The sequence below is a fragment of the Frankia sp. Hr75.2 genome (assembly GCF_949319125.1).
Taxonomy (GTDB): Bacteria; Actinomycetota; Actinomycetes; order Frankiales; family Frankiaceae; genus Parafrankia; species Parafrankia soli.
Window position 1 is genome coordinate 74,729 of the sequence record NZ_CASGGV010000299.1, and the last position, 20,203, is coordinate 94,931.

Below are 20,203 nucleotides of genomic sequence, written 5' to 3' on the forward strand. Positions count from 1 at the left end.
GTCACGGGTATGCCGGGGCCTTGGCGTCTCGGGGTTTTCGGGCATCCTGCGGTTTCGGACTCCAGGGGCTTCGGGCTTCAGGGGCCTCGGGCTCCGGGGCGCGCGGCCTGAGGGCGGGCGCCGATCACCGCGAGGAGGCGCCAGGACAGCCCCGGAGCGCCCGGCGGAGCAAGATCCAGAAAAGCGCGGCGGTTCAGCGACGGCCAGGACTCACCCAACCGCCACGCTTTGCCCGGGAGGGGCTGTGGGGTGATCTTTGAGGGTGGGAGCCCGGGCGTGAGCCGGTGGCGCTGATCAGGGCTGTGCGGCCGGTCGGGGGCGCGGGGCTGTCAGGTTCTTCGAGTCGCCGTGCTGCCCGAGACGCGCCGGCAGGACGGGCCTACGACCCGGATCCGGGCCCGGAGGGCGGGTGGGCGCGGTCGTCGCCGGGGGCGGGGGGCTGGTCGCCCTTTGCCGTCGTCGGGCCGTCGCCTCCGCGGGGCCGGCTCGACGTGCTGATGGACTCGCTGCCCCGTGGCTGGCGGACGGCGGCCAGGATGCGGCCGCGCCGGCCCTCGCCGGGGCGGGCTCGCGGGGGTCCCTCCAGGGACTTGGCGGCGCCTGTTCCGTCCACGTCCAGCAGGCCGATCGCGTCGGTCGCCGTGTCCGTCCCGGAAGCGGGCGGTGGGCTGTCGGTCGGGCCGTCGGGCTGGTCGGCGGCCCGGGCGAGGGGCATGCCGGCGCGGTCGATGAGATCGGCCTGGCGGCCGAGGTCGGCTTCGATCTGGGCGAGGCGCTCGAGCATCTCGGAGGCGTCGCCGCCGCGCTCGCGGATTGTGCGCAGGGCGTCCATCAGGGTGAGCCACTGGTCGCGGTCGACGACGACGTGCTCGGCGAGCCGGTTGGAGGAGTACGGCGGGAAGAGCCGCTGGGCGGCGGCGAGGACCTGCTGGACCTGCCCGGGGTTGAGCCGCCCGGGCTTGCTCCGGACGTACTTGACGACGTCCTTGACGCTGATGATCGTGACGCCGTCCAGCGCGCCGTCGCTCCACAGGACGCTCGCCTCGACCATCACGAGGACCGGGTAGACCGGGATCTTCGTGGTGGGCAGGGCGGCGCGGACCTGGTTGCGCACCTCGCCGCCGAGCCATGAGGTCTTGTCGATCGCGGGCTTGAGCGACTCGCCGTCCACCATGGCACCGCCCTTGGTGTAGCGGACGATGCCCTTGTTGGTGTCGCTGCCGAGGATCATGACGCCGCCGGGACCGATCAGCAGGTGCCCGATTGTGGCCTGCGAGTAGGGGACGGCCCGGTCGTGCATGATCACATAGCCGTGTCGGCGGAGCCGGGAGATCGCGCGGGCGGTCTTGCGCTCAGCCTCGGCCGCCTCGCGCAGGGTCTCGACGTCCGGCGAGACACCGAAGGCGGCCACGGCGATGCCACCGGGCCAGACGATGAGCAGGACCACGAAGACGGCCACGCCGAGACCGGGCAGCCCGAGCCCGAACCCGATGACCAGGCCGAGGCCCATGCCGACCACCGCGGCGCGGATGGCCGCGCGCGGCACCTCGCGCGCCAGGCGGTCGCGTCGGACCATCGCCTGGTTCTCTCGCGCGCGCAGGTATTCCGTGTGCTGGGAGAACCCGGGCCGCCCGGCCCGGGGCGTCGCCGGCCTGGTGCTCGTCGCCATCGTGCCCACCATGGATCGCAGGGGTCGTCAACGTGGTTGGAGACCGTTCTCCGGAGCGCGCCGGGCGTCGTCGCGACAGCGCTGTAGCCGGCCGGCTGAAACCTCTGGCCCGACCCGGTCACGGCGTGATCCCGTGACCGCCCGGACCGAGGCACCCACCCATGGTGCGGGGAGGCTCATGGTCATCACAAGAGTTGACATCAGCGCTCTGGATGATCCACGAGCAACAGGCCGCCGGCCGGCGGAGTGCCACAACACGTGCCACCCGGCGATTGGACCATGTGGTCCCACCTGGGGCTCGTGGGGTGGCCAGACGAGAACGGACGGTGCGGAGAGTCGTGGTTCGGGCGGTTGTCTGCCACTCAAAGTAGCAGGCTCCCCGGCACGCCGGGCAAGATCAGCCCAATAGGTCCCCGATCCCGCCCCACTCGGACCACGTCGTGGCAGGGTCGGGGGTGTTCGGGGTCAGGAGCGGGGGATCTAAAGGTGATGGCCCCCGGGAGCCACCCCGGATGGTGTCGTTGTGGGACTTTCGGAGGGGGAGTGATGCGTGTCCGGTGATCGTGACGTGTCTCTGGTCACTCCGCTCGTCGCGGGTCGTACGGTCACGGGAAGGCTTGCGCTTCGGAGTGGGCCCGATGGCCGTCACGCGGGTCGCGGTGGCAGCGGAACGCTCCGCGTTGATGGCCAAGGGTGGGGCGGCCGTCGCGCTCAGGAAGTTACCGGCGGGTACGGGTAGGCTCGCCGCGTCGCCGGGCGGCACCGGTTGTCGTCGGTCAACACCGGTCAGCACTGACCGGATAGCACAGATGGAGGACCTGTGAGAATCGCGATCGGTCTAGCGATCACGCTGATCGCTCTCGCGGTGGCCGGCCGCCGCGTCTTCTGGCTGACCAGACTGATCAGGTCCGGTCAACCGGCGGAGGGCCGGCTCGACGACCTGCCGACCCGGATCTGGACCGAGATCAGCGAGGTGGGCGGCCAGCGCAAGCTGCTCAAGTGGTCGGTGCCCGGCCTGGCGCACGCCTTCACCTTCTGGGGCTTCACCATCCTCGGCCTGACGATCGTCGAGGCGTACGGGGCCCTGTTCGACCACGACTTCCACATTCCGCTGTTCGGGCACTGGGCGGCCATCGGGTTCCTCGAGGACTTCTTCGCAGTCGCCGTGCTCGCGGGCCTGATCACCTTCACGGTCATCAGGCTGCGCAACGCCCCGGCCCGGCTTGACCGCAAGTCCCGGTTCTACGGCTCCCACATCGGCCCGGCCTGGGTCATCCTCGGGATGATCACACTGGTCATCGTGACCCTGCTGATCACCCGTGGCGCCCAGTTCAACGCGGGCACCCACCCGCAGGGCGACACCAAGTGGGCGTTCGCGTCCTGGCTGGTCAGCCTGCCGCTGGATGCCTTCTCGGAGCACACCAACGAACACATCGAGACGGTGTTCCTGCTCCTCAACATCGCGATCATCATGGGCTTCCTGGTGCTGGTGGTCTACTCCAAGCACCTGCACATCGGCCTGGCGCCGATCAACGTCATCCTCAAGCGGGAGCCGGTCGCGCTCGGCCCGCTGGGCACCACGCCCGACATCGAGAAGCTGATGGAGGAGGACGAGCCGATCGTCGGGGTCGGCAAGGTCGAGGACTTCTCCTGGAAGGCCATGCTCGACTTCTCCACCTGCACCGAGTGCGGGCGGTGCCAGAGCCAGTGCCCGGCCTGGAACACCGGCAAGCCGCTGTCGCCCAAGCTCCTGATCATGGACCTCCGGGACCACCTCTTCGCGAAGGCTCCCTACCTGCTCGCGCCCAAGGGCGCCGAGGACGGCGAGAGCGCCGAGGAGACCACGAAGGCGGCCGCCAGCGCGTCCGAGGACGGCTCCGGCAAGCACAAGGTGCACCACCACGTGCCCGAGTCCGGCTTCGGCCGTGTCCCCGAGCCCGGTCAGCCCCAGGTGGACCGCCCGCTCGTCGGCACCGCGGAGGAGGGCGGGGTCATCGACCCCGACGTCCTGTGGTCGTGCACCAACTGCGGGGCCTGTGTCGAGCAGTGCCCGGTGGACATCGAGCACGTCGACCACATCGTCGACATGCGCCGCTACCAGGTCATGATCGAGTCGGCGTTCCCGTCCGAGGCCGGCGTGATGCTGCGCAACCTGGAGAACAACGGCAACCCGTGGGGTGTCTCGCCGCGCTCGCGCACCGAGTGGACCGACAACCTGCCGTTCGAGGTGCGTATCCTCGACGAGGGCGAGCAGATCCCGGACGAGGTCGAGTACCTCTACTGGGTCGGCTGCGCCGGCGCCATCGAGGACCGGGCCAAGAAGGTCGCGCGCTCCTTCGCCGAGCTGCTGCACACCGCCGGGGTCGAGTTCGCCATCCTCGGCAGCCAGGAGTCCTGCACCGGTGACCCGGCGCGCCGCCTCGGCAACGAGTACCTCTACCAGGAGATGGCGAAGGCCAACATCGAGCTGTTGAACGAGACGGGCGTCAAGAAGATCGTCGCGACCTGCCCGCACTGCTTCAACAGCCTCGCCCGGGAGTACTCCTCGCTCGGCGGGACGTTCGAGGTCGTCCACCACACGCAGCTGCTCGGCAAGCTCGTCGAGGAGCGCAAGCTCGTCCCGATCACCCCGATCGACTCCTCGGTGACCTACCACGACCCGTGCTTCCTCGGCCGGCACAACAAGGTCTACACCCCGCCCCGGGAGATCCTCGAGGCCATCCCGGGCATCCGTGGCCAGGAGATGCACCGCTGCAAGGACCGTGGCTTCTGCTGCGGCGCCGGCGGCGCGCGGATGTGGATGGAGGAGAAGATCGGAAAGCGGGTCAACGTCGACCGCATGGAGGAGGCCCTCGGCCTCGATCCCGATGTGGTCTCGACGGCCTGCCCGTTCTGCATCGTGATGCTCTCCGACGCCGTCACCGAGAAGAAGCTCGCCGGCGAGGCCAAGGAGAGCGTCGAGGTGCTCGACGTCTCGCAGCTGCTGGCCCGCTCACTGGTCGCGCCGACGCCCACGCCGACAGCGGAGCCGCTGAGCAGCTGAACCGGTAGCGAGCGGATCAGGCAGTAGCCACGCCGTCGCGGCCGCCCCCGGGGATTCGGGGGCGGCCGTCGTCGTGTGTGCGGTCAGGCGCCGTGTGATCCGTTGGGGATCTCGGGCACGGCCGCCCGGGTGAAGTCGCGGTAGGCACGGGACGGCGTCGGCCCGCGCTGACCCTGGTACCGGGAGCCGTAGACCGCCGAGCCGTACGGGTGCTCGGCCGGCGTCGACAGCCGGAACAGACAGAGCTGGCCGATCTTCATCCCGGGCCAGAGCTTGATGGGCAGCGTCGCGACGTTCGACAGCTCCAGCGTCACGTGGCCGGAGAAGCCCGGGTCGATGAACCCGGCGGTCGAATGGGTCAGCAGGCCCAGCCGGCCCAGGCTCGACTTGCCTTCGAGTCGGCCGGCGAGGTCCTCCGGGAGCGTCACGACCTCCAGCGTCGACCCGAGCACGAACTCTCCCGGGTGCAGGACGAACGGCTCGTCGCCCTCGGGCGCCACGAGCTCGGTGAGATCCTCCTGCTCCACGGCCGGGTCGATGTGGCTGTAACGGTGGTTCTGGAACACCCGGAACGCGCGGTCGAGCCGCAGGTCCACGCTGGACGGCTGGATCAGCCCCTCGTCGTAGGGGTCGAGCCGGACGCGGCCGGCGGTGATCTCGGCCCGGATATCCCGGTCGGACAGCAGCACGTTCGTGGACGCTACCGCAGCCGCCTGGACGTCCTGCCGGCATGAGCCCGGTGGATCATCGCGGCCCTCTGATGGCGGGATGTGCGGACTGCGGTGATTTCGCCGCCGTCGCGGTGTGGGAGTCGTGGTGTCTCGGGTAGGAGCATCCCGGACGCGTGCGAGGTTGCCGTCACGGGACATCGCCTTCGGTGACACTCTGACTGCGGAGGGAACTGCCGTGCGGAGAGGGAACCGGTCCGCGCGAGGGAGCTGGCGACGCAGCCGGACGACGATCCAGGATGGGGACCGATGCTGGGGCTACCGGATCACATCGAGGCATGCCTGTTCGACCTGGACGGGGTACTGACCCGTACCGCCGCCGTCCACGCCGCGGCGTGGAAGGAGATGTTCGACGACTTCCTCGAGAACTGGGCTAGGCGGTCCGGTGACCCGTTCGTCCCCTTCGACATCGCCACCGACTACGCCGACCATGTGGACGGCCGCCCGCGCGCCGACGGCGTGCGCGCGTTCCTGGACTCCAGGGGCATCCACCTCCCGCCCGGAGTGCCCGGCGACCCGCCGTCCGGGATGACGATCCAGGCGCTCGCCACCCGGAAGAACATCCTGCTTCTGGAGAAGCTGAAGGAGATGGGCGTGGAGGTGTTCGCCGGCTCCGTCCGCTACCTGGAGGAGCTCGAGCGTGCCGGCGTGCCGCGTGCGGTCGTGTCGTCCAGTGCGAACTGCGCCGAGGTGGTGCGGGCCGCCGGCATCGAGCACCTGCTGCTGGCGCGGGTCGACGGCCTGGTCGCCGAGGAGCGCGGCCTGGCCGGCAAGCCGGCCCCCGACACCTTCCTGGCCGGTGCCGAGGCGCTGGGGGTGGCCCCCGGCGCCGCCGCCGTCTTCGAGGACGCCATCGCCGGGGTGCAGGCGGGCCGGGCCGGTGGCTTCGGCTACGTGGTGGGGGTCGACCGGGTCGGCCACGCCGAGGCGCTGCGCGGCAACGGCGCCGACCGGGTGGTCGAGGACCTCGCCGAACTGCTCGGTGGAGGTTCGACCGGCCCGGCCTCCGCTGGCTCCGCGTCTGGCGGCTCCGCGTCTGCCGGCCCGGCCACCGGTGGGGGCGACGCGTGATCGGCAGGCCCTCCTACCCCATCGAGTCCTGGTCGCTGACCGAGCACGGGCTCGACATCGACGACCTGGCCCGCTCCGAGTCGCTGTTCTCGCTGTCCAACGGGCACGTGGGCATGCGCGGGAACCTCGACGAGGGCGATCCGCACGGGCTGCCCGGTACCTACCTGAACTCCGTCCACGAGCTGCGGCCGCTTCCGTACGCCGAGGCGGGATACGGATACCCCGAGTCCGGGCAGACGGTCATCAACGTCACGAACGGCAAGATCGTCCGCCTGCTGGTCGACGACGAGCCGTTCGACGTCCGCTACGGGGACCTTCTCGCGCACACCCGCACGATCGACTTCCGCGAGGGGGTGCTGCGCCGGGAGGCCGACTGGGTCTCCCCGGCCGGGCAGCGGGTCAGGATCCGCACCCAGCGTCTCATCTCCTTCTCCCAGCGCTCCGCCGCCGCGATCCACTACGAGATCGAACCGGTGGGCGACACCGCGCGGGTCGTCATCCAGTCCGAGCTGGTCGCCAACGAGCAGCTTCCGGGGCGCAGGGGCGACCCGCGCGCCGCCGCCGTCCTGGAGTCGCCGCTCATCTCCGAACGGCACCGCGCCCGCGAGACCATGGTCGAGCTCGTCCACCGCACCCGGCACAGCGACATCCGGGTCGCCGCGGCGATGGACCACATCTTCGACGGCCCGCGTTCGCTCGGTGTCACCTCGGAGAGCGAGCCCAACACCGGCTGGGTCACCGCGACGGCCGTCCTCAAGCCGGGCGAGACCCTGCGGATGGTCAAGTTCCTCGCCTACGGCTGGTCCGAGCAGCGCTCCCTGCCGGCGCTGCGCGACCAGGCCACCGCCGCCCTCGTCGCCGCCCGCCAGACCGGCTGGGACGGCCTCGTCGCCGAGCAGCGCGAGTATCTGGCGGACTTCTGGCGCCGGTCCGACGTCGAGGTCGACGGGGACGCCGAGGTGCAGCAGGCCGTCCGGTTCGCGCTCTTCCACGTCCTGCAGGCCGGCGCGCGGGCCGAGCGCCGGGCCATCCCCGCGAAGGGGCTCACCGGCCCCGGGTACGACGGTCACGCCTTCTGGGACACAGAGAGCTACGTCCTGCCCGTCCTCACCTACACCGTGCCGGCCGCCGCCGCCGACGCGCTGCGCTGGCGGCACTCGATCCTCCCGCTGGCCCGCGAGCGTGCCCAACTACTCAACCTCGACGGCGCGGCCTACCCCTGGCGCACCATCCACGGCGAGGAATGCTCCGGCTACTGGCCCGCCGGGACGGCGGCCTACCACGTCAACGCCGACATCGCCGACGCCGTCCTGCGCTACCTGTGGGCCACCGAGGACGAGCAGTTCGAGCTCGAGGTGGGTCTGGAGATCCTCATCGAGACGGCGCGGCTGTGGCGTTCCCTCGGCCACCACGACCTCTCCGGCCGTTTCCGCATAGACGGTGTGACCGGCCCGGACGAGTACTCCGCGCTCGCCGACAACAACGTCTACACCAACCTGATGGCCCAGCGGAACCTCGTCGGGGCGGCCGACGCCGTCCGGCGCCATCCCGAACACGCCCGGGCCTTCGGGGTCGACGCGGAGACCGCCGCGAGCTGGCGCGACGCCGCCGAGGACATGTTCATCCCGTTCGACAAACGCCTCGGGGTCCACCCGCAGTCCGAGGGATTCACCGAGCACCAGGTGTGGGACTTCGAACAGACCAGGCCGGAGCAGTATCCGCTGCTGCTCCACTTCACCTACTTCGACCTCTACCGCAAGCAGGTCGTGAAACAGGCCGACCTGGTACTGGCGATGCAGCGCCGCGGCGACGCGTTCACCGCCGAGCAGAAGGCGCGCAACTTCGCCTACTACGAGGCGCTCACCGTCCGCGACTCGTCGCTTTCCGCCTGCTGCCAGGCCGTCATGGCAGCCGAATGCGGTCACATGTCCCTCGCGCACGACTACCTGCGCGAAGCTGCCTTCATGGACCTGAAGGACATCGAGCACAACACCGGCGACGGCCTGCACATGGCCTCGCTGGCCGGCAGCTGGATCGCGCTCGTCGAGGGCTTCGGCGGGCTGCGTGACACCGGTGAGCTGCTCTCCTTCAGCCCCCGCCTGCCCGAAGGCCTCAGCCGGCTCGCCTTCGGCCTGCGCGTGCGCTCCCGCCAGCTCCGCGTCGAGGTGGTCGACTCGTCCGCCACCTACACGGTGCTCGAGGGCGAGGCGATCACGATTCTGCACCACGGCGAGAAGGTCCGCGTCTCACCCGACCAGCCCTGCAAACTGGACGTCCCACCGGTGCCGGCACAGGAACGCCCGAGGCAGCCCGCCGGCCGGGAGCCGCTGCGGTTCCTGCACCAGGGCAACGGCACCGAGGTCACCCGCGCGGCCGACGTCCACCCCGTCGACGGGTGACCGGGCCGTGGGCCGACCAGGGTGACAGACCGGGGCGGACCAGCCTGAGCGCGAAGTCCGGGGGTGGCGGTGGAACACGTGCCGCCCGAGTCCAGTAAGATGCGGTAGCACCATGCGGGCGTAGTTCAGAGGCAGAACACGAGCTTCCCAAGCTTGCAACGCGGGTTCGATTCCCGTCGCCCGCTCGAGCCGGTTCGCTGTGGTTGCCGCCCCTGGGGGGCGGCTTCCCGGGGGGCCGTTGTTTTTTTCGGGGGGCGACCCCCGAAGCCCCCGAGCGGCGGGCCTGGTTGGCTGGTGGGGGTGGTTCTCCCTCTTGGGGGTGGGTCCTGCCTCGGTGCGCTGCAGTCGTCCGATCCTCGCGGCACGTTCAACAGGATCGTTCGTGTCGAGCTACCTTCGGCTGAGCCGTTCAGGCACGTTCACTCACCGGGAAGCCCCTGGTCGACGACGGCGTCGAGGTCAGCGAAGAAGCTGTCGGCGTCGAGCGGCGCCTCGTGCGCGAACATCGCGAGGACCTACGTCGCCCAGCTCGTAGCCGGGCAGCGCCGCCGCCACCCGCGCTCGGTCAATCATCATGATCGGGCGCCCGGCCTCCGGTGATGCTTATCGGAGACCATCGCGAAACCGCCCGTTTCCCCCGGCACGATGAGTGATCCTATGGCTGCGCACCGGACGACCGGACGGCAGGGCCACGCCGTCCCAGCGTTCCGCCTCACCGACCGGCACCGATGATGCTGTGGCGTGCGCTGACATACTTCCGGGGCACCCCCGGTTCCTGTCCGCGGGGGAGCGGCGGTCCGCGGTGGCAGTTTGCCCGGTTCCAGCCGGGGGAGCCTGCCGGCGCAGGCACACGTCCCACCATCGAGGAAAGGCTGATCGCATGGGCGTTTCGATTGAAACCCTCTCGCAGGGAGACGGCAAGACTTTCCCCAAGAAGGGGGACCGGGTGACGATTCACTACGTCGGCACCCTGCGTGACGGCCGGCAGTTCGACTCGTCCCGTGACCGGGGCGCGCCGTTCGTCACCGAGATCGGTGTCGGCAGGGTCATCAAGGGATGGGACGAGGGGGTTCCCCAGCTTTCCCTCGGTGAGAAGGCCGTGCTCACCATCACGCCCGACTACGGGTACGGCCCCGGCGGTTTCCCGCCCGTCATCCCGCCGAACTCCGACCTCCTCTTCGAGGTGGAGCTTCTCGCCATCAACTGACCTGGTGACAGAGCTGGGAGCGCGCGGACCGGCGGCAGCCCGCGCGGGCCGCCGCCGGCCGCGTTCCACCTGGCGGCCGAGAGCCGCGTCAGGGAGATGGGCAGCTCACGGTGATGTGCAGGTCACGGTGATGGGCAGGTGGCGCCGGCCCATCCCATGACCATGCAGTAGGTGCCGCGGCTGACCTTCCACTCGCCATCGACGATCAGGGCGTTACCGTTCTGCTCCCCGAAGTCGATCCCGCCCTGGTAGGCGATGCGGAAACGAAGCGCCGCGTGCCGCGGGTCGGTGAAGACGATGTCGCTCGTGGTCACAGCGGCGGTGTGTGTCGCCTCGGGGAAGTTCTGTATCGCCTGCGCGAGGGTGTCAGCCAGGTCCGGGCCGTCCTCGACCGCGGCGAGGCTGTGCGCCGGGTCCTGGCCGCCGGTGAACGCCTGCGCGTAGGCCGCCTTGACGGCGGCCTCCGCCCGGGCGCGGACGAACGGCTGGGGTCCGTTTCCCCCGGCCAGGGCCGCCTGCGCGGGGATCATGGCCGAGACCGCGGCGACCAGGAGCGTCAGTGCGGCCAGGTGCCGCCTCCGGCGCGTGCGGGTGGTTCCGTTGCCGGCCGGGCGTCGGCCCGGTCGATCGGACATCGTCATCGAGTCCTCCTCTGCGGCGTGGTTGCCGCATTCGGATAGATGCCGGCATGTCCGGTCAGGTTGACGCGAAACGGGCGGAATCTCCTGGGGCAGGGACGATCGCCTGGATGTGCACCGTGAACAGCGATTCGCCTGCCGGCGGACAGCGCGCGGTGCTGTGCGGAGTGGCGAGTGGTGTCAGCGGTTGACGTACGTGCCGTCGCAGCTGTAGATCCGCGTCCTGCCGTCGTCGTTGTCGTCGACGTAGCTGAGCTTGAGGCTTCCGTCGTAGATCCAGCCGGCGGTGGTGGAGCCGTCCAGGCGGGCCCACCACCACAGGTTGTTGTGGCCGTTGACGACGCTGCAGTGCAGCCAGACCTTCTTGCCCTTGGCCAGGCTCGCGACCGCGCCGCATGCCGCGTACGGCCCGCTGCGCAGCGAGGAGGCCTCGGTCAGCACGCCGTACCCGTCGCCGTTGTAGCCGTGGCTCGGGCTGCCGGGGCATCCGCTCACGGCCGTGCTGGACGGCGCCGGTTTCGGGGTGGGGGCCGGTGCCTGTGGCGCGGTCGCTCCCGGCGTGGTCGCGGCCGGCGGTGGGGTGAGGGGAGTCGCGGGGCCGCCCGCGCCCGCGGGCGGTGAACCGGGCGCGCCGGCTCCCAGCCCACCCGGTGGGGTGCCGGGAACGGGCAGGCCCGGCCCGGGCGCCACCGGACCGGGGAGGCCCGCCTTCGGATCGAAGGGCGGCCTGGCGGGGTCCGCCGTGGGCCCGTTCACGGCCGAGGCGACCATGGGCGTGGAGGGCGACGGCTCGTCGGAGCGGGTGAGCAGCACGGCGGCGAGCGCGCAGACCACGACGAACGCGACCGCGCCGATCGCGCCGACCAGCCAGGGACGGCGGCCGTGGCCGGACCGGCGCGGTGCCCCACCCGCCGCGACGCCGCCGGCCGCTGGGATGCCGCCGGCTCCGGCGGGGGCGGCGGTAGGCGGTTCGGTGAAGGCCGGGGACGGAGCTGGAGCTGGAGTCGGGGGTGGGGTGGGCAGCGGGGCGAGGTGGTAGCGGGTTACCTCGGCGGCGACGGTGGGGGGCAGCCACCCCGCGCCGGTGGTCAACTGTTCGTCCGAGGTCAGCCGGTCGATCGGGGCGATCAGTCGGCAGAGCTCGATCAGCTCGGTGGGGGTCGGCCGGCGCGCGGGGTCCTTCTCCAGGCAGTGGGCCAGAACGTCGCGTACCTGCGGCGGGCAGCCATCCCAGTCGGGCTGCTGGTGCTCGATGCGGTGGAAGACGGCGGCGTCGACGCCGAACGGCGGCCGGCCGGTCAGGGCGTAGTAGGCGGTGGCCCCGAGGGCGAAAATGTCACCGGATCGGTCGAGCTGCGCCCCGCGAACCTGTTCGGGAGCCATGAAGGCGGGTGTTCCGAGGCGCGCTCCGGTCTGTGTCATCGCGGCCGTCGCGGCGTCGAGGGCGCGCGCGACACCGAAGTCGATGACGCGCGGGCCGTCCGCCGCGAGAATGACGTTTCCTGGTTTCAGGTCGCGGTGGATCACCCCGACCCGGTGAATGGACTGCAGGGCCTCCGCGACACCCGCGATCAGCATCAGGACGGTCGTGGCGGGCAGCGCACCCGTCCGTGCCACGGCTATCGCGAGCGACGGGGCGGGGACGTAGGCCGTGGCGATCCACGGGCGCACCGCGTCGGGATCGGCGTCGATGACCGGAACCGTGTAGGGGCCCTGCACCCGCTGTGCGATCGCGACCTCTTTCGCGAACCGGGCGCGGAAGTCGGGGTCGGCGGCGAACTCCGGACGGACCACCTTGACCGCGAGCGGTCGTCCGCCGGGGGTGTGCGAGAGGTACACGGCGCCCATGCCGCCCTCGCCGATCCGGGCCCGCAGCGGGTAGCCGCTGATCTCGTCCGGGTCGTGCGCGGTGAGCGGGGTGAAGACGGCGTCCCAGGCACGGGTGAACGTTCCGCCCGCCGCCGACGTCCCGCGTGTCGGCGTCTCGGGTGGGAGGGACGCGGGTTGCGGTGCGTGGCCACCGGATGGCGGCGGGTGCGGGTCGCTTCCCACCGTCCTCGGTGGCGTGCTGCGCATCATGCCCTCCGGATGCCGGCCCGCTTCGGTTCCGGCATGCCGGCTGAGACCGCCGGAACCGGATGAAGATCGTCAAAACCAGTCGAGACTGCAGAAACCGGTCGAGATCATCGGAAAATGCCGATCTTCATCATATTGGCCGGTCAGCGGGCGGCCAGCGGAGGGTGGAGCCCCGGGACGCGCTACCGGGGCGCGTGCGGCTCCTGACCGGCCGCCGGCGCCGGGGCTTCCGCCGGACGTTCCAGGCGCGGCCAGATGTCCGGTTGTGACCCGTCGACGTCGGTGAAGCCGTACTCGGCCGCGAGCTGGCCGGAGGTCACCGAGCGCTGGTTCCAGCGGGCCCGTCCCGGATCGGCGGCCAGCGCGGCGACGGCGCGCCCGACATAACGCGGCGACTCGGAGAACGCGAAGTCCGGCGGAGCACCGCCGGTCGAGGCGCTGTCGGGCGGGGCGAGGGCGTCGCGCCAGGTCTCCTCGGTGACGCCGAACGCCTCGAGCATCATCTCCGAGCGCAGCCAGCCGGGCGTGACGGCGACGGCGGTCCCGCCGTGCGGGGCGATCTCGTGGCCCTGCGAGAAGGCGAGCCGGTTCACGGCGACCTTGGCGAGGTCGTAGTACACGGAGATCCGGTAGTTGGCCGCGTTGTAGTCCGTCGTCCCGTCGGTCACCTCGACGACCAGCCCGCCCGGGCGGTCGATCAGCAGCGGGAGCAGGTGGTGGGAGGTGATCAGGTGGGTGTCCACGGCGAGCCGCAGGATGCGCATCCCGCGGTCGAGGCCGTGTTCCCAGACCGGCGTGTCCCACTCGCTCGGCCCGCCCTTGAGGACCTCGCCGCCCCAGATGTCGTTGACGAGCACGTCTAGGTGCCCGTGCTCGGCGCGGACGCGGTCGGCGAGCCGCCGCACCTGCTCCGGGTCCAGATGGTCGACGGGGACGGCGATGCCGGCACCACCGAGCCCGGTGACGAGCTCCGCGGTCTCCTCGATCGTCTCGGCGCGGTCGTAGTCGGAGCGCAGGACGCCCGTCCTGCTGCTGCGGCCGGTGCAGATGACGGTGGCGCCGGCCTCACCGAGGGCCGCCGCGATCCCGCGACCCGCGCCGCGGGTGGCACCGGCGACGACGGCCACGCGCCCGCGAAGGGCGCTCCTGTCGGGAGCCCAGGGCGTGCGGACCGCCGCGGCCGCCGTGCGGACCGTCGCGGGTGGTGTCGCCTGCGCGGACATGGGCCCGAATATGCCAGCGGGCGGGTCAGTGGCGGAACTGGACCGGATCGACGGCGAGCCGGTTCGTGGCCGCCCAGTCCCGGCCCCACTCCCACATCGCCTGCAGCACCGGGCCGAGGGACCGGCCCTGCGCCGTCAGCGCGTACTCGACGTGCGGCGGTGCCGTGCTGACGGGTATCCGGTCGACGATTTGGATCGCCTCGAGCTCCCGCAGCCGCTGCGCCAGCATCTTCTCGGTGATGTCGGGGATGAGCCGGCGCAGCTGTGCGAACCGTAGCCGGTCGTGTTCCTTCAGATGGGCGAGGACGACCGGCGTCCACTTCCCGCCGATGACGTCGACCGTGACCTCGACGTGGCAGTGATAGCTGCGGCCGGGCCGCGCCGTGCCCGGGGGCTGGGGCGTGTCCGGGGACATCGTCACCACTCCTCACCACTCCTCGCGGGACGCCGTGCCCGCATGGTACGCACTTTTTTGTGCGTACCCCGCGGATCGCCTATGCCAGGTTTCCCGCTGATAGTTTCGGGTTCTCCCCAGTCGCCGGAGGTGAAAAGGTGATCCGGCTGTGATCGTTGAGTACATCCGATACCGGATACCGGAACACAGTACTGACGAGTTCGAGAAGGCGTATTCGCGAGCCGCAGCGGTGCTCGAGCGGTCGCGGAACTGCCTGTCGTTCGAGCTCACCCGCTGCGTCGAGACGAACGTCCAGTACATCCTGCGCATTCAGTGGGATTCGGTCGCCGGTCATCTGGACGGCTTCCGGCGGAGCGCGGAGTTCCGTGAGTTCCTGGCGCAGATCGGGCCGTACGTCGAACACATCGAGGAGATGCAGCACTATTCTCCCACGGCGGTCGCCGGGCGGGGCGGGGGAGCACCCGAGCCGCCCACCCTTTACGAATGGGCCGGCGGCGCCGAGGCCTTCGAGCGGCTCCTTACCCGTTTCTACGAGACCGTCGTCGAGGACGACCTTCTCGCGCCGCTGTTCGCGGGCATGAATCCGGCGCACGCCCACCACGTGGCGATGTGGCTCGGCGAGGTTTTCGGTGGCCCGGCCGAGTACACCGAGAAACGCGGCGGGTACGAGAACATGCTCGCCCACCACGTCGGCAGGGCCATCACCGAGCCGCAGCGCCGACGGTGGGTGAGCCTGCTCGTCGACGCGGCGGACGAGGTCGGGCTGCCGGGCGATCCCGAGTTCCGGGCGGCGTTCATGGGCTATGTCGAATGGGGCACCCGCCTCGCCGTCGAGAACTCCACGCCCGGCGCCACACCCATGCCGCACGCGCCGGTTCCGCGTTGGGGCTGGGGCGTAGCGCCGCCCTGGCAGCCATCCTGAGCCGCTTTCAGTCGGTGGGTGGTGGCGGCGGTGCCGCTCGCGCGAGCCGGCCGGCAAGCTCGCGGACGCGGTCGACGAGCTCGGGCGGTTCGAGCACGTCGAAGTCCGCGTCGACGAGGCTGAGGTAGATCGCGAGCGCGTCCAGCGAGTTGGAACCCGTCCGGACCAGGCAGCTCTCGTCGTCGAGTGCCTCGATCACGGCGGAGGTCGGGCTGAGCGAGGCGGCGATCACCCCGGCGGGTGCGTGGTAGCGCACGCGGGCCTGGTACCGGTACCCGGCGGTGGAGACCGACCAGGACGTGTACGCCTGGATGTCGTCCGCGGGTGGGTCCCGGGGGGTGAACCTCGGGCCGGTCGGGGTCTTCGGCGCGATGCGGTCGAGGCGGAAGTTGCGCCAGGCGCCACGGCCGACGTCCCAGGCGATGAGGTACCAGCGCCACCCGGTGTGGACGAGGGTGTGCGGTTCGGCGATCCGCGCGGTCGGTGTCCCGTTGTGGTCGCGGTAGTCGAACCGCAGCTGCTGGTTCTCGCGGCAGGCGGTCGCCACGGCCATCAGGACGTCCGGGTCGACGGCCGCGGGATTCGTGCCACGCAGGGAAACTGTGACCGAGTGTAGCGCCAACACCCGGTGCCGAAGCCGGGTCGGCAGGACCTGCTCGAGCTTCGTCAGCGCACGGATGGCGGACTCGGCGATGCCCTCGACCGAGCCGCCGGCGGCGGTGCGCAGGCTCACGGCGACGGCGACGGCCTCGTCGTCGTCGAGCAGCAGGGGCGGCAGCTGGGCACCCGCGCCGAGGCGGTAGCCACCGGCCGTGCCGGGTGCGGCGTGCACGGGGTAGCCGAGGCTGCGCAGCTTGTCGACGTCCCGCCGGACGGTGCGGGCGGTGACCCCGAGCCGGTCGGCCAGGTCCGCCCCGGACCAGTCTCGGTGGGTCTGCAGCAGCGAGAGCAGCCGGAGCAGGCGGGCCGAGGTCTCGAGCATGTCCCGAGTCTGCCGTGGCCAGCGGACAGCTTCGGTCCGCGATCGGCCGCTTCTCGTCGGATGCTTTACGACTGATCCGGTTGATTGTCCGGAAAGTGGTAGGGCCGCATGAGGCCACAAGTGGACACATGTCACGTTCCCGGGCCCGGCGTGATCCCGTGGATCGGGGGGATGGCCCAGAAGACGCCACGAACCCTGACCGGTCAGCTACCTTCCCCTACATGCGCGGTCTGGGGCGTGGTGGATCATCACTTTCCGAGATGGGACCGTCGCGGTGCGAGGAGGTCTGATATGTGTCATCTGTTCGCGATGAGCAGCGGCGGCGAGCGGATCCAGGCGACCTTCTGGCTGCTGGACGCGCCAGACAGCCCGCGGGCCCAGACCCGCCGTCCCCCGGACGGCGCGGGCTTCGGCTTCTTTGACGACGAAGGCCGGCCCGAGGTGGTCAGGCAGGCGATTCGTTCCCGCGCCGACACGGCGTTCGCCCGCGAGGCGCAGCAGGTCACGTCGTCGACGTTCGTCGCGCATGTGCGGCACGCCTCGACCGGGCGGGTCGATGACCGCAACACACACCCATTCGTCCAGGATGGTCGGATCTTCGCCCACAACGGGGTCATCGAGGGGCTGGGTAAGCTCGACGCAGAGCTTGGCACGACATGCTCCGGCGTGCTCGGCGACACCGACTCGGAGCGCTACTTCGCCCTGATCACCCGCGAGATCGCGGCGCGGGACGGCGACGTCGCGGCGGGCATCACGGCCGCGGCGAACTGGATCGCCGAGAACCTGCCGCTCTACTCGATCAACATGATCCTGGCCAGCGGGGACGATCTGTGGGCGCTGCGGTATCCCGACACGAATGGTCTGCATGTGCTCCAGCGGGCCCCGGGCGGGCGTAACAACCGTCACCTGGATCACGCCAGCCCGTTCAGCGAGATCCGGGTCCGCTCGGTCGACCTGACGACCCGCCCCGCGGTGGTCGTCGAGAGCGAGCGGATGGACGAGGACCCACGGTGGCGGCTGATGGCCAGCGGGGAACTGCTGCACGTCGGCCCGGACCTCAAGGTGACGTCCAGCATCGTCGTGGCCGGCCCGCCGGCGCATCCGCTGACCCTCGACGACCTTCGTCCCGAGGCGGCCGCGTCGCAGACGACCGCCGTCCCCGACCTCCCGGTCTCGGCCTGAGCGCGGGCACGGTCTGAGCTCGGAGCGGTCTGAGCGGGCACAGCCGGGGCGGGCGGCCGGGGCGGGGAGCGTGCCGGCCATGACTTCACCACAGCCTGTGGATAACTTGTGGAAAGTGTGTGGAGAGCTGTGGACAGCTGCGGCCCCCGCCCGCGCCACCCGGCCGCCCCGCCAGACCGGCATCCCTGGTGGGGCAGGCTTTTCGAGCTGGCTCCGGCGCGCGCCGCCTGCCCCGTCCGGCGGTGGACGGCCTGTTGACGGCGGACAGCACCGGGCGGGCATCGGGCGGGCGCCGTGGCACTACCCGGAGACGGCGGCCTACGGCCCGATCGGGCCAGCGTGAGCACCACTTCCGGGCGGGCCCGTCGACACCGGGCGGGAGCGGCGCGACCTGGATGACTCGCTTCCGTTTCGCCGGACGACGTCCCGCGGGGGGGCCGCACGGTCCCCGTCGGCCGTGACGATTGTCCCCTCTCGTGGTTATGGTCGACTCAGGGCCCTCCCCGCTCGAACCGCCGCCGTGGTGGCATCCCGGTCATCCCGGGGCGGCACTGCCGAAACGTCGAGTACGCAAAGCCGGTCAGATACGCAATACCGGCCAAGTGCGCTATATCAGTCAAATACGTAAAGGCCGGTCGAGTACGCAACGCCGGAGTTCAGGCCTTGGCCGGCCCGAAAGCGCCGATCGCCTGGATGAATCATCGCACCGCATGGCCGGATGGTGGGGTCACCTGAGCTCCGGGATTCCGGCTTCCAGCCGGAACACCCGTCACCGGACACCGTGGATCCGCGGCCGTTGGTGTCACCGGCGGCCGTTGACCGACATGAAAGACATCGACGACCTGCGACGACACCCGCGACCGCGGTGGACAGAGTGGACAACCCGGACTGGCAGCTCGGACGGACAAGGGACGGACGTCCCGAATCGCCGGGGTGACATACCCATCAGGACCACGTCGAGACGTGAGGAGGACCGCGGCATCGGGTAGGAGGACCCGATCGGATCGCGACGTCGATGACGACGATGTGACCAGCGAGAAGGGATCACGAGTGACCATAAATGTCGCCAGGACCGGGCTCTGGATGCCCGCCGGGCAGTGGCCACGTGGCACGGCCGAACGTCGCGACACCGCCCAGGAGCTCGAGGAGCTCGGCTACGAGATGGTCTGGTTGGGCGGCGCGACGGCGGACCTGGAACTACCGGCGGCGCTGCTGGAGTCCACCGAGAACCTGTGTGTAGGCACCGGGATCCTGAACATCTGGACCGAACCGGTCGACCTGCTGGCCGACACCTACGGCATGTTGGAGAAGGCCCATCCCAGCCGCCTGCTGCTCGGGGTGGGAACCGGGCACGCGAAGCGGGTCGAGGCGACGACGGGTCGCCGCTACCACCACCCCTACGGCGCCGTCCTGTCCTACCTCGACGCGCTCGACGCGGTGGGCATCCCCGTCTCGGCGCGGGTGCTGGCAGCGCTCGGGCCGCGCATGCTCGGCCTGGCCGCGCAGCGGGCAGCCGGGGCGCACCCCTTCCTCGTCACACCGGAACACACCCGGATGGCACGGGAGATCCTCGGCGGCGGCGCACTGCTCGCGCCCGAGCAGAAGATCATCCTGGAGACGGACGCCGACCGGGCCCGCGCGATCGGGCGGGCCGCGCTGGCGGTCTACCTGGACCTGCCGAACTACACGAACAACCTGCGGCGGCTCGGCTTCACCGATGCCGACCTGGCCGGCGGCGGCAGCGACCGCCTGGTCGACGCCCTCGTGGCGTGGGGCGACATGGACACCATCCGGGCACGGCTGGACGAGCACCGCGCGGCCGGCGCGGATCACGTCTGCGCGCAGATCCTCACCGGCAGCCGGGAGCTGCCGCGGGAGCAGTGGCGTGACCTGGCCGCGGGGCTCGACCTGAGGCCGCGGGCGGGCGCCGGAGCTCACGGAACCGGCCTCTGACCGCGGTGGAAAGGCGGCCGCCGGGTTCGCGGTGACCTCGGGGCCCCGAGGTCACCAAAAAGATCCACTGGCAGTCTTGCCTGCGAAGGTAGTACCTTCGCAGAACCGAGTTCGTGCTGCCCTGTGTCTGCGGCCCTGTCACGGAGTGTGACGTATGCCCGCAGATCGTTCTTTTCTCGACGAAGCAGCCCGCACGGGAGCAATCCGCACACCGGCGGCGCCAACCCCGGTTGGTCCGGCCGATGCCTCGGCGCGTCCCACGCCTTCTGCCCCGGCCGAGGTTCCGGCCACTCCCGCCCCGGCCGGTAAACCCGATGGATCCGAGGGCGCACCTCGTCCCCGAGCCGCCGCGGACGCCTCCTGCGAGGTGTCCGCGGCGGGGCCCGCGAGTGGGCCCGCGAACTTCCTGAGCGAGAGCGGCGGCCTGCTGGACAGCCTGATGACCGGCATGGACGTCGGCGAGCGCTCCCGGATGCTCGGGATGATCAGCTCGAGCGTGGAGGCCGAGCGGGAGGCCGCGCTCGACGGCCGGATACGTCGCCAGGTCGACGTGGGACCTCGCCACCGGCGGCGGCGTGAACCAGGTCAGGAGCCCGATCCGGCGTCGGCCGGCGCGGGCCCGGATGACGTCTCCGACCCCGCCGAGCGTTCCGGGCGCGTCGACCGGTGATCCCCGAGGGCTTCCTGGTTGCTCT

15 protein-coding genes and 1 tRNA gene are annotated in these 20,203 nt (G+C 71.0%); 9 read left to right on the forward strand and 7 right to left on the reverse strand.

Annotated elements, in window-relative coordinates; translation table 11 throughout:
- Window positions 1–379: 379 nt before the first annotated feature.
- A complete protein-coding gene (locus AC559T_RS23885; protein ID WP_498870174.1) occupies window positions 380–1,669 on the reverse strand; it encodes a nuclease-related domain-containing protein in 1,290 nt (429 codons plus the stop codon).
- 820 nt (window positions 1,670–2,489) lie between these two features.
- On the opposite strand from AC559T_RS23885, the gene AC559T_RS23890 reads away from it, so the two are divergent.
- Window positions 2,490–4,712 carry a (Fe-S)-binding protein gene (locus AC559T_RS23890; RefSeq protein WP_498870175.1) on the forward strand — a complete coding sequence of 741 codons (2,223 nt, stop codon included), beginning with the start codon at window positions 2,490–2,492 and terminating at the stop codon, window positions 4,710–4,712.
- Window positions 4,713–4,795: 83 nt separating this feature from the next.
- On the opposite strand, the gene dcd is transcribed toward AC559T_RS23890, so the two are convergent.
- Complete coding sequence (dcd, locus tag AC559T_RS23895; protein ID WP_071060864.1) at window positions 4,796–5,401, reverse strand: dCTP deaminase; 606 nt, start codon at window positions 5,399–5,401, stop codon at window positions 4,796–4,798.
- 288 nt (window positions 5,402–5,689) lie between these two features.
- Between dcd and AC559T_RS23900 the strand changes: the two genes are divergently transcribed.
- From AC559T_RS23900 to AC559T_RS23915, 4 genes are all read left to right on the forward strand, one after another.
- The gene (locus tag AC559T_RS23900) at window positions 5,690–6,511 is read left to right on the forward strand and encodes an HAD family hydrolase (protein ID WP_071060866.1); all 822 of its coding nucleotides are present in this window, start codon (window positions 5,690–5,692) and stop codon (window positions 6,509–6,511) included.
- Window positions 6,508–8,910: a glycoside hydrolase family 65 protein gene (locus tag AC559T_RS23905; protein ID WP_112105567.1), complete on the forward strand. Its 2,403-nt coding sequence runs from the start codon at window positions 6,508–6,510 to the stop codon at window positions 8,908–8,910. Before AC559T_RS23900 ends, AC559T_RS23905 begins: the two co-directional genes overlap by 4 nt.
- A gap of 114 nt (window positions 8,911–9,024) precedes the next feature.
- Window positions 9,025–9,095 (forward strand) — tRNA-Gly (locus tag AC559T_RS23910).
- A gap of 695 nt (window positions 9,096–9,790) precedes the next feature.
- A complete protein-coding gene (locus AC559T_RS23915) occupies window positions 9,791–10,117 on the forward strand; it encodes an FKBP-type peptidyl-prolyl cis-trans isomerase (RefSeq protein WP_071060870.1) in 327 nt (108 codons plus the stop codon).
- Between the two features lie 122 nt (window positions 10,118–10,239).
- On the opposite strand, the gene AC559T_RS23920 is transcribed toward AC559T_RS23915, so the two are convergent.
- The 4 genes from AC559T_RS23920 to AC559T_RS23935 form a co-directional block, all read right to left on the reverse strand.
- The gene (locus AC559T_RS23920) at window positions 10,240–10,758 is read right to left on the reverse strand and encodes an MTB12 C-terminal domain-containing protein (protein ID WP_498870176.1); all 519 of its coding nucleotides are present in this window, start codon (window positions 10,756–10,758) and stop codon (window positions 10,240–10,242) included.
- 177 nt (window positions 10,759–10,935) lie between these two features.
- Complete coding sequence (locus AC559T_RS23925) at window positions 10,936–12,831, reverse strand: serine/threonine-protein kinase (protein WP_131622074.1); 1,896 nt, start codon at window positions 12,829–12,831, stop codon at window positions 10,936–10,938.
- Between the two features lie 182 nt (window positions 12,832–13,013).
- The gene (locus AC559T_RS23930) at window positions 13,014–14,054 is read right to left on the reverse strand and encodes an SDR family oxidoreductase (RefSeq protein WP_498870177.1); all 1,041 of its coding nucleotides are present in this window, start codon (window positions 14,052–14,054) and stop codon (window positions 13,014–13,016) included.
- A 25-nt stretch (window positions 14,055–14,079) separates the two neighbouring features.
- A complete protein-coding gene (locus tag AC559T_RS23935; RefSeq protein ID WP_112109007.1) occupies window positions 14,080–14,469 on the reverse strand; it encodes a winged helix-turn-helix transcriptional regulator in 390 nt (129 codons plus the stop codon).
- A gap of 148 nt (window positions 14,470–14,617) precedes the next feature.
- Here AC559T_RS23935 and AC559T_RS23940 point away from each other — a divergent pair, with 148 nt between their 5' ends.
- Complete coding sequence (locus tag AC559T_RS23940) at window positions 14,618–15,391, forward strand: globin domain-containing protein (protein WP_498870178.1); 774 nt, start codon at window positions 14,618–14,620, stop codon at window positions 15,389–15,391.
- Between the two features lie 7 nt (window positions 15,392–15,398).
- On the opposite strand, the gene AC559T_RS23945 is transcribed toward AC559T_RS23940, so the two are convergent.
- Window positions 15,399–16,373 (reverse strand): helix-turn-helix transcriptional regulator, encoded by a 975-nt coding sequence (locus AC559T_RS23945; RefSeq protein WP_498870179.1) that lies wholly within the window; start codon window positions 16,371–16,373, stop codon window positions 15,399–15,401.
- Between the two features lie 291 nt (window positions 16,374–16,664).
- Here AC559T_RS23945 and AC559T_RS23950 point away from each other — a divergent pair, with 291 nt between their 5' ends.
- The 3 genes from AC559T_RS23950 to AC559T_RS23960 all read left to right on the forward strand — a co-directional run bounded on the left by AC559T_RS23950 (window position 16,665) and on the right by AC559T_RS23960 (window position 20,178).
- A complete protein-coding gene (locus AC559T_RS23950) occupies window positions 16,665–17,555 on the forward strand; it encodes a class II glutamine amidotransferase (RefSeq protein ID WP_498870180.1) in 891 nt (296 codons plus the stop codon).
- Window positions 17,556–18,605: 1,050 nt separating this feature from the next.
- Window positions 18,606–19,508 carry an LLM class F420-dependent oxidoreductase gene (locus AC559T_RS23955; RefSeq protein WP_071060878.1) on the forward strand — a complete coding sequence of 301 codons (903 nt, stop codon included), beginning with the start codon at window positions 18,606–18,608 and terminating at the stop codon, window positions 19,506–19,508.
- 367 nt (window positions 19,509–19,875) lie between these two features.
- On the forward strand, window positions 19,876–20,178 hold the full coding sequence (locus tag AC559T_RS23960) for a hypothetical protein (protein ID WP_071060879.1): 303 nt from the start codon (window positions 19,876–19,878) through the stop codon (window positions 20,176–20,178).
- The last annotated feature ends 25 nt before the right edge of the window (window positions 20,179–20,203 follow it).

Coding starts and splice junctions, on each gene's coding strand:
- AC559T_RS23885 (WP_498870174.1), bottom strand. CDS start 1,669: ATGGCGACGAGCACCAGGCCGGCGACGCCCCGGGCCGGGCGGCCCGGG.
- AC559T_RS23900 (WP_071060866.1), top strand. CDS start 5,690: ATGCTGGGGCTACCGGATCACATCGAGGCATGCCTGTTCGACCTGGAC.
- AC559T_RS23915 (WP_071060870.1), top strand. CDS start 9,791: ATGGGCGTTTCGATTGAAACCCTCTCGCAGGGAGACGGCAAGACTTTC.
- AC559T_RS23920 (WP_498870176.1), bottom strand. CDS start 10,758: ATGACGATGTCCGATCGACCGGGCCGACGCCCGGCCGGCAACGGAACC.
- AC559T_RS23925 (WP_131622074.1), bottom strand. CDS start 12,831: ATGCGCAGCACGCCACCGAGGACGGTGGGAAGCGACCCGCACCCGCCG.
- AC559T_RS23930 (WP_498870177.1), bottom strand. CDS start 14,054: ATGTCCGCGCAGGCGACACCACCCGCGACGGTCCGCACGGCGGCCGCG.
- AC559T_RS23935 (WP_112109007.1), bottom strand. CDS start 14,469: ATGTCCCCGGACACGCCCCAGCCCCCGGGCACGGCGCGGCCCGGCCGC.
- AC559T_RS23945 (WP_498870179.1), bottom strand. CDS start 16,373: ATGCTCGAGACCTCGGCCCGCCTGCTCCGGCTGCTCTCGCTGCTGCAG.
- AC559T_RS23950 (WP_498870180.1), top strand. CDS start 16,665: ATGTGTCATCTGTTCGCGATGAGCAGCGGCGGCGAGCGGATCCAGGCG.